Source organism: Tropicimonas sp. IMCC6043, from assembly GCF_004146235.1.
Lineage (GTDB): Bacteria > Pseudomonadota > Alphaproteobacteria > Rhodobacterales > Rhodobacteraceae > Tropicimonas.
In genome coordinates, this window is sequence record NZ_SELO01000080.1 from 1 (window position 1) to 10,462 (window position 10,462).

Annotated in this window: 10 protein-coding genes and 2 pseudogenes; 5 read left to right on the top strand and 7 right to left on the bottom strand. The window is 61.3% G+C overall.

Annotated elements, in window-relative coordinates:
• The 3 genes and pseudogenes from EU800_RS27340 to EU800_RS25040 form a co-directional block, all read left to right on the top strand.
• Positions 1 to 188: pseudogene (locus tag EU800_RS27340) on the top strand (hypothetical protein); the annotation flags it as partial.
• A 108-nt stretch (positions 189 to 296) separates the two neighbouring features.
• Positions 297 to 836 (top strand): TRAP transporter small permease subunit, encoded by a 540-nt coding sequence (locus tag EU800_RS25035; protein WP_129636199.1) that lies wholly within the window; start codon positions 297 to 299, stop codon positions 834 to 836.
• Positions 837 to 878: 42 nt separating this feature from the next.
• The gene (locus EU800_RS25040) at positions 879 to 2,177 is read left to right on the top strand and encodes a TRAP transporter large permease (protein WP_129636200.1); all 1,299 of its coding nucleotides are present in this window, start codon (positions 879 to 881) and stop codon (positions 2,175 to 2,177) included.
• Between the two features lie 68 nt (positions 2,178 to 2,245).
• On the opposite strand, the gene EU800_RS25045 is transcribed toward EU800_RS25040, so the two are convergent.
• Genes EU800_RS25045 through pxpB form a run of 7 tightly spaced genes read right to left on the bottom strand, consistent with a single transcriptional unit; the run spans position 2,246 to position 8,726 of the window.
• Positions 2,246 to 3,427, bottom strand: a complete 1,182-nt coding sequence (locus tag EU800_RS25045) for a Xaa-Pro peptidase family protein (RefSeq protein ID WP_129636201.1) — start codon at positions 3,425 to 3,427, stop codon at positions 2,246 to 2,248.
• 6 nt (positions 3,428 to 3,433) lie between these two features.
• On the bottom strand, positions 3,434 to 4,069 hold the full coding sequence (locus EU800_RS25050; RefSeq protein WP_129636202.1) for a GntR family transcriptional regulator: 636 nt from the start codon (positions 4,067 to 4,069) through the stop codon (positions 3,434 to 3,436).
• Positions 4,066 to 5,358 (bottom strand): hydantoinase/carbamoylase family amidase, encoded by a 1,293-nt coding sequence (locus EU800_RS25055; protein ID WP_129636203.1) that lies wholly within the window; start codon positions 5,356 to 5,358, stop codon positions 4,066 to 4,068. Before EU800_RS25055 ends, EU800_RS25050 begins: the two co-directional genes overlap by 4 nt.
• Positions 5,355 to 6,305, bottom strand: a complete 951-nt coding sequence (locus EU800_RS25060; RefSeq protein WP_129636204.1) for an NAD(P)-dependent oxidoreductase — start codon at positions 6,303 to 6,305, stop codon at positions 5,355 to 5,357. Before EU800_RS25060 ends, EU800_RS25055 begins: the two co-directional genes overlap by 4 nt.
• A complete protein-coding gene (locus tag EU800_RS25065; protein WP_129636205.1) occupies positions 6,302 to 6,955 on the bottom strand; it encodes a GntR family transcriptional regulator in 654 nt (217 codons plus the stop codon). The genes EU800_RS25060 and EU800_RS25065 overlap by 4 nt, the downstream gene beginning before the upstream one ends.
• Positions 6,956 to 6,978: 23 nt before the next feature.
• Positions 6,979 to 8,010, bottom strand: coding sequence for a biotin-dependent carboxyltransferase family protein (locus EU800_RS25070; RefSeq protein ID WP_129636206.1), 1,032 nt, complete (start codon positions 8,008 to 8,010; stop codon positions 6,979 to 6,981).
• Positions 8,007 to 8,726: a 5-oxoprolinase subunit PxpB gene (pxpB, locus tag EU800_RS25075; RefSeq protein ID WP_129636207.1), complete on the bottom strand. Its 720-nt coding sequence runs from the start codon at positions 8,724 to 8,726 to the stop codon at positions 8,007 to 8,009. The genes EU800_RS25070 and pxpB overlap by 4 nt, the downstream gene beginning before the upstream one ends.
• Before the next feature lie 269 nt (positions 8,727 to 8,995).
• Here pxpB and EU800_RS25080 point away from each other — a divergent pair, with 269 nt between their 5' ends.
• Both EU800_RS25080 and EU800_RS25085 read left to right on the top strand, forming a co-directional pair.
• Positions 8,996 to 9,766 carry a LamB/YcsF family protein gene (locus EU800_RS25080; protein WP_129636208.1) on the top strand — a complete coding sequence of 257 codons (771 nt, stop codon included), beginning with the start codon at positions 8,996 to 8,998 and terminating at the stop codon, positions 9,764 to 9,766.
• A gap of 7 nt (positions 9,767 to 9,773) precedes the next feature.
• Positions 9,774 to 10,359: pseudogene (locus EU800_RS25085) on the top strand (aminotransferase class IV); the annotation flags it as partial.
• Positions 10,360 to 10,462 lie beyond the last annotated feature (103 nt).

The following is a 10,462-nucleotide window of genomic DNA, read 5'->3' on the forward strand; positions in this document are numbered from 1 at the left end:
ACGCGGCACTGTGGTTTCTTCTCGGACGTCTTGCCATCTTTCGCTCCTTCTTCCCGGCATCGCTGCCGGATCGGGAGCGGAAAATCCACCTAACTCACCCGTTCAGATTTCCCGAGCCACCTCTGAAGGAACGTGTTCCGGAATCTGCGCCGGTCATCGACTCCTATCTTGCGGTAGGTGGCAAGTAAGCGTTCGTGGTGCGTGACAGTTGGTCGTCGCGCACCAAATCCGACCGGCATCGCACTGGTTCCTATTCTCCCGAGGACGCGATGTCGGTCACCTCAAAGGAGACGGCAATGGTCCAAGTGAACGAAGAATACGGCTCCTACCAGCGCCTGATCACGGCAATCGACGGGTTGTCGGCCTTTGGAAACTACGTTGCCGGCCTGTCGCTGCTGGCGATATTGGCGATGATGTCTAGCGAGATCCTGTCGCGAAACATCCTCGGAGTGTCGCTTGCCTTTTCGTGGGAGTTCTCGGCCTATGCGATGGGGGCTGCCTTCATGTTGGCATCGGCCGGAGCAATGCGCGCGGGCGCCCATGTTCGGGTGACCGCGGTTCTCGAGGTGGTGCCCACGCCAGTCGCGCGACTTTTGGAATTCGCTGCCTGCATTGTCGGAGGGCTGGCCTGCCTCGCTCTGGCCTGGGCGCTATGCGAAATGACCTGGCTCTCCCTTCAGCGCGGCTCGACGTCTTCGACAGTAATGCGCACGCCCCTGGTCTGGCCTCAAGGCCTTGCGGCGTTCGGAGCGGTCGTGCTCGTGTTGCAATGCCTCGCGCAATTCCTGCGACTGCTGCGTGGAGAGAGAATTGCCGTCGGCGTGGCGCTTGAATGATTGCCGGTCAAACCCGGCAATCAAGCCAATGAAAGACAATAGATGACAAAGACCGCACTAACCCTCGTCGGCCTGATGGTGTTGCTGCTCGGTTCGGGCGTCTGGATCGGGGCCGGCCTGATTGGCACCGGTGCCGGGATGCTGGCAATCTTCCGCCCGCAAATGCCTTTCCTGAAGCTCCTGGCGCAGCAGGCATGGAACGTGCTGTCCAGCCCGGAATTGCTGGCACTGCCGCTTTTCATCCTGATGGCCGAGGTCTTGTTCCGGACTGACATATCCAAGTCGCTCTTCACCGGCTTGTCGCCCTGGCTGCGGCGTGTGCCCGGACGGCTCTGCCATATCAACGTGCTCGGCTGTACTCTCTTCGCTTCGGTTTGCGGCTCGTCGGCGGCAACGACGGTGACCGTCGGCCGGATCACCGCCGGTGAATTGCTGAAGCGGGGCTACGACCGGAGGTTGGTCATCGGTTCGTTGGCCGGGGCGGGCACGCTCGGATTCCTGATCCCGCCTTCAACCATCATGATCATCTACGGCGTGATGGCGGAGGAATCGATCCTGCAGCTTTTCATCGCTGGTATCCTGCCCGGATTGATGCTCGCCGGGGCCTATATGGGCTATATCGGCCTGCGGGCCCTAGTGGAACCCGATCACGTGGGTGCTGCGCCGGCTTCGACGACGCTGCGCGAGAAGATGGATGCACTCGTGGGCCTCGGACCGCTGATACTGCTGATCCTTTGCGTTATCGGATCCATGTACGGAGGAATCGCGTCGCCCACGGAAGCCGCTGCGGCGGGTGTGCTCGGTTCCATCGCCATCGGCGTCGCCCAACGAAGGCTCGACTTTCGGGGGTTGATCCTCGCTGCGCGTCAGGCTGCGGAGAACTGCGCTATGATCGGGCTTATCATCATCGGGGCGATGTTTCTTTCAACGGCCATCGGATATCTCGGGTTACCGCGCTATATCGCCCAGGTGATCCAGGGGTGGGGGCTCTCGCCGCTGATGCTGATCGTTGTCCTGCTGGTTTTCTACATCCTGCTGGGGATGGTGATGGAAGGGATGGCAATCATTGTCATGACCCTGCCTATCACGCTGCCGCTGGCGCAGGCCGCGGGCTACGACAAGATCTGGTTCGGAATCTTCATCGTTATTGTGGTGGAAATGGCCCAGATCTCGCCACCGGTCGGCTTCAACCTGACGGTCATCCAACGCCTGACCGGGGAGAGCATCGGGAGCGTGACACGCGCCACGATGCCGTTCTTCCTGATCATGGCCGCATTCGTTCTGCTGATTGCGGTCTTTCCCGGTATCGTGAGCATCATGCCCGATCTGATGCGCAACTGATCTGCTTAGGAAACCGGGCGAAAGACACCCGTCCCTTGATAGGTTGGCGTCTTTCATCCCGCTTCCGGTCAGCGAAGGGTCATTTGACGAGGAAGGTTGGACAGAGGTTCGACGCCGGACGGCGTCACGATGACAGTCTCCGAAACGCCCACGGTGAACTGGCCGTAATCTCGTAATGTTACTGGCAGGTGGAAGACCATGCCGGGCTCCAGGCGCCGAGTGACGTTGGAGAAGAGAGACAGGATTGCGCCCTCTCCCCAGTCGGGGGCGAAAGCCACGCCCATGGAGTATCCGACGCGTTTGCGGAAGGCAGCGGTATAGCCTTCGGCATCGATCACGGCTTGAGCCGTATTGTGGATCTCCGCACAGGGCACTCCGGGCCTCATCGCGGCAAGCGCCGCATCCAGGGCCCTTTCGGCGCAACTCATCATTCGCTGGGCGGCATCTGGCGGTCGCCCGATCCACGCCGAGCGCATCAATGCGGCATGATAGCGTTCGTGGCTTGCGGCGAGTTCGAGAAAGATGCCATCGCCGTCCACGAGTTTGCGACGTCGCCAGGTCGCATGCGGAATTCCCGAACGCGAACCGGAGGACACCAAGGGCTCCATCGCCATTGCCTCGGAGCCGGCCGAGATTGCGCCTGCCATCATGGCCGCGGCGACATCGTTCTCGGAAACACCAGGCGTGCAGACAGCTATGGCTGCCTCCATCCCCGACTGTGCATAGGAGGCCGCCTTTCTGATCGCGACGAGTTCGCGTGGCGACTTCACAGCCCGCAGATCCTCTACCCAGCCGGAGCCATCCATCAGCGCGATGTCGGCGATCTCCCGCGAGATCTGCTCGGACATCTCCGGGCTGACGAACCAGCCCCGTCGTTCTAACGCGAGACAATTCGGTGCCAGGCTGCGCATCAGGGCGGCCAGCGCCTCGACCGGGGACTCTCCATCCTGGTAGGCGCGGATATCTGTCAGCCAGGTCGATGCGCGGGCGCCGGTGGTCTCAAGCTGTCGAACCAGCAGGACCGGTTCGCCACCGGCGGGCACGACCAGTGCCTGGAATGCGAAATAGCCGGCGGTCTGGCGACCGCAGGCCCAGAAAATGTTCTCCGGGCCGGTTAGCAGGAGGGCGTCGGCCCCCTCGGCCACGATCCGATTCTGCAGAGCTCGGATGCGGGCAGCAAATTCAGCCTGGGGAAAGACGGCTTCGCTACCCGTTCCAAGAAGAGGACCGCTCTCGATCAAATCTGTCATGGCCGGTCAGCCTCTGGAAAACGTACTAAGGAAACGTTGCTTCACATGGTCGAAGTGACGCGACATGGCATTCCGTGCGGAGTCCGGATCATGTCGTTCGATTGCGTCGATGATCTCGATATGTTCGCGTGCCTGGTCGGTAAAGGTGTCGTATGTCCGGGTGAGGGTGCACCGCCGCGCAATGGCCCGTTGTTCTTCGAGGATCCGTGGGAGAAGGGAGAGCCTCGCGGCGCGCGCGACCTCCATGTGAAAGCGCTCGTCTGCCCCCCAGAATGCATCGAAGGTGGTATCACTTGCCTCGACGATTGCCTGCATTTCGGAGCGGATCGCCTCCAATTCTTCGGTCATGCCAAATTCTGCCGCTCGCGCCGCGGCGGCGCTCTCGAGCTTCTGGCGGAGCTTCACGATCTCCAGCAGTTGCTCGACATTCACCGAACGCACGAGGATGACGCCATTTTGCAGCCGGTCGATCAGGCCTTCCTGTTCAAGACGTGAAATTGCTGTTCGCAGGGGCGTTCTGGAAATGCCCAGATCCTCGGACAGGCCGCGTTCGGAAAGCACGGATTCCGCTGTGACGCGGCCATCGAGAATCTGCTCCTTGAGTTGGCGATAGGCCGAATTCGAGAGGGTTTCCCCGGTCATGAAGCCGCTCCCGCGGTTATGGACAGGAAAACCGCCTCGGCCGCGGCGGCGAGATCGGCTTCATCCATGGCCTCATCCGGGCAATGACTGCCGTTCCAGTTGCGGATGAAAACCATAACGCTCTGCCAGCCCGCCGTGGCAAAGGCGGCCGCGTCGTGCCCGCCGCCCGAAAGCATGCGTCTCGGCTTGTCGCCTCGCAGTGCGGCGCCGCGATCAGCGAAATCGGTCATCGCTGGTGAGAGTTTCGCAGGTTTCGAGCGGCTTTGCCCACCAAGTTCGAACCTAATGCCTTGATGAGCCGCCTCGATCCTCGCGATCTCGGTCTTGAGTTCCCGATCCGCCTGTTCGAGCACCGCTTCGTCGTCGGAACGCATGTCGAGACAGAAACCCGCTTCCCCGGCCACTTTCGCCATGGCGTGCTGTGGAGAGGCTGCGTCCACCTTGCCGAAGGTCACGGTGAGATCCGCGCCTGTGAAAAGGATACGATCCCAGACCTTGTTCAAGGCGACGATCAGTTCGGCCAACGCAACGACCGCATCGGCCCGGCCCTCTCGCGGTGCCGCGCCGGAATGCGCCCATGTGCCGTGGACCTGTGCCGCGCGGTACCGCAATCCACCGCGTATCGCCGTGACGATTCCGTATGGCTCGGCGGCCTCGTACAACACCGGTCCCTGTTCAATATGGAACTCGAGAAATCTTGCCGGGGAGGGTGGCGTCTGCGCGAGAACCTCCTCGGACTGGTACCCTTGTTGTGCCATGTGCTCGGCCAGCGTGAGACCGGTATCCGCGCGCTTCGCTTGAAATTCTTCGGCCGTCAGCAGACCAAGCGCTGAGCGCGAGCCGATATAGGAGACCGGAAACCAGACGCTTTCTTCGGCCCGGGTCACCGTGAGCACGATATCCGTCGCCGGAGCAATGCCTTCCGCGCGAATGGCGGCGAGGATGGCGAGCGCCCCGGCCACGCCGGCCTGCCCGTCATAGGCGCCGCCCTGGCCCACCGTGTCCAGGTGCGATCCCATGTAGAGGGCAGGGGCGGTGCGATCGTAGCCTGCCATGCGGGCAAACAGGTTGCCCGCAGCGTCGCGACTGATCTCGAGCCCAAGCTCACGGGCCTCGGCCTCAATTATCGCGTGCGCCTCTGATTCCAGGTCGCTGTAGGAAGGACGGGTCCATCCCGGCCCATCCTCAGAAAGCGTGTTCACCCGGGAAATGACACGAGCGATGGTCTCCCGGATTATTCTTGCGGCCTGGACGCTTGTGCGGGCAGCGCAGGGGGACAGCGTTTTCATGCTGGTGTCCTTCGGATTTCGGGATTGAGCGTGGTCTCGGGCAGTTTGCCCGCAAGCGCAGTTAGAACGTGGCCTGCGGCCCCCAGCGCCACTCGGCTCAGCGCCTCCTCGGTGGTGGCCCCGAGATGCGGGGTAAAGATCACATTCGCGAATCTCGCCAGCGGACCTGTCGGTGCCTCAGGGCTATAGACATCCAACGCAGCGCCGCCGAGATGACCGCTTTCGAGAGCGCCAAGAAGCGCGGTCTCGTCGACAAGACCGGCACGGGCAACATTGATCAGGAAAGCGCCGGGTTTCATCGCCGCAAAGCGCTCTGCGTTCATCATATGCCGGGTCTCGGGGCGCATCGGCGTGTGAAGGGTCACGAGATCCGCTTCGGCCAGCCCAGCTTCCAACGAAGCTACGCGCTCGAAACCGTTCAGGTCCGGCGCGTTCGGTGAATGGACGAGCACATTCATGTTAAATGCGGACTCTGCCATCCGTCCGAAACGGCCGCCGATCGCTCCCCAACCGACGACCAGCACTGTTTTTCCGTCAAGTTCATGAAAGGACGTGGATTCGCGAAAATTCGGCCGGCCAGACCGTTCGGCCCGATCGGCCGCAGGGATGCCTCGGGCGAGAGCCAATGCCAGCCCGAGTGTCAGCTCGGCAACCGAACGCGCGTTGGCTCGGGGCGTGTTCGCAACCAGCACGCCTCTTTCGGCCGCGGCTTCCTTGTCCACTGCGTCATGCCCGGTGCCATGTACGACCACGATCCGAAGTCGGTCGGCGGCGGCGAACGCAGCCGCCGGAAAACCGGCGTCCCGGGTGATGACGGCGTCGCAACCGGGGATCATACGAACCATCGTCTCCAGATCCGGCTTTGGGCACAGGACGGGTTCAACCTCCTTGCTGCTCAGCAACGCGAAGCCGTCCTTGTGCATAGGTTGGACGATCAGGCATTTCATCTGTGCCGTTCCTCCACAGGCTGGAAACCGTCCAGCCGCTTGAGGATCGCATCGCGCGCATTCTCGAGATGGCAGCGCATCTTTTCCGAGGCGTCAGCGGTGTCGCCCCGACGCAATGCACCAATAATCTCCAGGTGTTCCTCGCAACCTTTCAGAAACCGCTCCGGGACCACCCGATGGTCGAAAATGCAGGTTCGCTTGTGCAGATCCGAGATGACTTTCGCGACCGTTCGATTTCCGGCGGCATCCGCGATCATGGCGTGAAACTTGCCGTCGACATGCCATTGCCTGTCGCTCTCGCCGGGCCCTTCTCGCATTATCGCGTGGGTGAGAGCTTCTATCTCGTCGAGTGCTTCCGGCGCGATCGCACCTGCCGCGTTGGCACAGTCCGGCTCGAGAGAAAGGCGAATGAAGAAGATTTCTTCCACTTCTTCGGGGGCGACGCGTCGCAACCGGGTGAAACGCCCCTGCAGTTCGGCCAGACCCTCGCTTTCGATCCGCTTGATCGCCTCGCGAACCGGCGTGCGCGACATGTCCAGAAGGTTGCCCAACGCGGCCTCCTGCAGAATCTCACCGGGTTTGAGCGTCCCGTCGATGATCATGTCGATGATCTTGGAATAGGCCTCTCTTGCGAGGTTCGAAGACGTCATGTCCGTGGAAATCCATTCATCTGTTAATCGTCACCGGTTATTTGTTCGGGACAGGAAAAACCGCCGATCAGGTCGCAGGAGAGCAAGTAATCCGAAGACAGCACACGATCCGCTTTGACTGCCAAGTTGCGGAGCATCCGATCGAGCCGAGCAGCTTCCTCAATCGCGATCTCTTCGGCCGCGTCGCGATCCACCACGGCGAAACGGAACTGCGTGCCCGTGACCATCTGGGCCAGGCGCGGCAAGTCGCTCGAGATAACCGTCGCGATCTTGGGATAGCCGCCGGTTGTCTGCGCTTCTGCCATGAGCACCATCGGTTGTCCCGAGCCCGGAACCTGAATCGCTCCGGCAATCGTTCCATCGGAGACAATGTCGTGGCCACGTTCAGCAGGCAGGGGCGGGCCTTCGAGCACAGTTGCCATGCGGTCCCGCTTCGGAGTGATCGTGAATGCTTCTTCTGTGAGCCGCGCCTTCACGTAATCGCTGAAGTATCCGTCTTGTGGGCCAAGGACAATTCGGATCGGCCCGTCACGGTGGGAGGAGCCTGACATCGACGGGAGAGCGCGCAAGCAAGTCTGTTCTTCTGGAGGCGGTCCCAGCGGAAGGCGGTCTCCTGCCTTGAGGACACGCCCTTCGTGCCCCCCCAGTCCGAAACGCAGATGTGTGGCGCGCGCATTCAGTACTTCCGGTACGTCGATCCCGCCGGCAATCGCCAGGTACCCCCAGGTCGCGCCGCGAAGGAAGCCTATCTGCAGATCCTCGCCCGGTTCCAGACGATGGCATTCTCGGGTCGGACGAAGTCGGTCGCCCACCTTGATCTCGCAATCGCCGCCAGTGACGGCGAAATGGATCGGGTGATCGGCACGGAAGCGTCCTCCGACCCCGGCGAATTCCAGCCCCGCAGCGGTGGTCGAATTGCCGCACAGCGCATTGGCGAGAGCAAGCGAGGGGGCATCCATCGGCCCGGCGGCGGACACTCCGAAATGCCGCAGACCAGAGCGACCCTGGTCCTGGATCGAAAGCATTGGACCCGTACTGATCACTTCAAGCGTCATGGCGTGTCATCTGGCCTTGCTATGTCCTCGCCCGCAGCGATACGCTTGGCGATCTCCCGGGCCTCTTCGATTGAGACCGGCATGAATTTCACGCGATCTCCGGCCTCGAACAGGAACGGGCGCGGGCGATTGGGATCGAATGCACGCCACGGTGTCCAGCCGAGGAAACGCCAGCCGGAAGGACCGGGAACCGAGTTGATGCTGGCCTGCTGACCGCCTAGGCCAATAGCACCCGCGGGGATGGCCTGGCGCGGCTGTGGCAGGCGTGGCGTATGAAGCGCTTTGGGAACGCCGCCCAGATAAGCAAAACCCGGCGCAAACCCGATCATGAATACGCGGTACTCGGCGCTTGAGTGGAGCTCGATCAACTCGGCTGTCGTCATGCCCTTCATCTCGGCAAGTTCTTCCAGATCCAGTCCGATCTCTCCACCGTAGGCAACCGGCACCCGCCAGCGACGCGCAGGCCGTTCCGTCAGTTCGATGCTGGTCAATCTCGACCGGATCTCGGCTTCCAGCGCCGCTCCTCGCAGTTGTATCGGGTCGTACAGGATTTGCAGCGAACGGTACGTCGGCACGACTTCCGTAACCCCGGATACTGGCGTGGCTTGGAAACTGGCGCCGAGGGCGATGACGTGATCATTCGCGGCCACGTCAACTTCTTCGCTGAACTCAACCACGAGCGCCCGGTCGCCAAGAGGATGAAAGGTCGGTTTCATTTTTTTTGTTTCCCGGCGCGCACTGCCCGTTGGTGGGCGGTCGTCGATCGCGGAGAATTTCCTTTCTGCTTGTTCGTCCGGCGTCCATCTATTTGATCTGCGGGCGACCTCGTTTGAGATGTCGCTTGCTATTTCAGTATACCACCTGTATCCGGAAGTGAAGCGTCAAGGTAGCAGATTCCGAAACTGGCTGACTCTGAAGACGAACAAAAAACGACGACAGATCTCTGCCGCACCCTCTTAAGCATCTTCCTAAAAGGATGAAGTTGATGACCCGAACACTGGATTTCAATTGCGACATGGGTGAGAGCTTCGGTGTGTGGACGATTGGTGATGACGCGGCCATGCTTGAGCTTGTCAGCACCGCGAACATTGCCTGCGGTTTCCATGCCGGCGATCCGTCGGTTATGCGCCGAACGATCCGCATGGCAAAGGCCAACGGTGTCTCGGTTGGAGCGCATCCCTCTTTCAACGATTTGTACGGCTTTGGCCGCCGCCGCATCTCCGGGGAACGTCCGGAGGACCTGGAAGCGCAACTGATTTACCAGATTGCCGCCGTGCAAGGGATGTGTGCCGTCGAAGGGCACAAGATGACCCACGTCAAGACTCACGGTTCGCTCGGCAATATGGCGGCCGTGGATCCGGACCTTGCCGCGCTTTGCGCGGGGGCCGTCAAGCTGGTCGACCCGTCGTTGGTCTACGTGTCGCTTCCCTATTCGGAGACCTATGCCGCCGCGGAGAAGGCGGGCTTGCAGGTGGCCTGCGAAATTTACGCCGACCGGAGCTATACGGACGCGGGCGAATTGACCCCAAGAAGCGAACCCCACGCGGTGATTCATGACCCGCAGCAAAGCCTGGATCAGATTTTGGAGATGGTGGTCAACGGAGTGATACCCACCACCGGCGGAAAGCGTCTGCCGGTCGAACCGGCAACCCTCTGTGTTCATGGCGACACGCCCGGTGCTGCTGCCATTGCTACCCGCCTGCGCAAGGCACTTGAAGATAACGGCGTGGTCATCGCGCCTTTTGCAAAAAGTTGAACAGCCGATGTCAGGTATTGTCTATCTGAACGGCGAGTGGTTGCCGGAGGCCGAGGCCAAGGTATCCATCTTTGACCGGAGGTTTCTGATGGCGGACGCCATCTACGAGGTGACCTGCGTCCTCGACGGAAAGCTGGTGGAATATGCGTGCCTCTGCAAAATTGCAGCGTTCGGCACGCGAACTTGGCCTTGCACTGCCACTTTCCGAAGACGAACTTCTGGCTGTCCATCGCGAAATCGTAGCGCGAAACAGCGTCGATCAGGGAATGACCTACCTCCAACTCACGCGCGGTGTTGCTGAGCGGGATTTTGTGTTTCCACCCGAAGGCACGCCGACGACTCTGTTGTTGTTCACGCAAGCCAAGAATGTGCTCGTGAACCGCGCGGCGGAGACAGGCATCTCCGTGGCGCTCCTCCCCGATCTTCGTTGGGCACGTCGTGACATCAAGACGGTGCAGCTTCTCTATCCGTCCATGGCGAAGATGGAAGCAAAGGCCCGAAGCGCCGATGATGCGTGGCTCTACGAAGATGGCATGATCACCGAGGCAAGCGCAGCGACCGCGCACATCGTGGCCTGCCCCAATAGGGTGGTCCGGTTTCAGTCTTAGTGCATGACGGGTCTGGGCGCTACGGCTGGTGTGGCCGGCGTAGCTGCGCCGGATGGCGAAGCCGGCCACTGCACGACCTTTGGAGCCG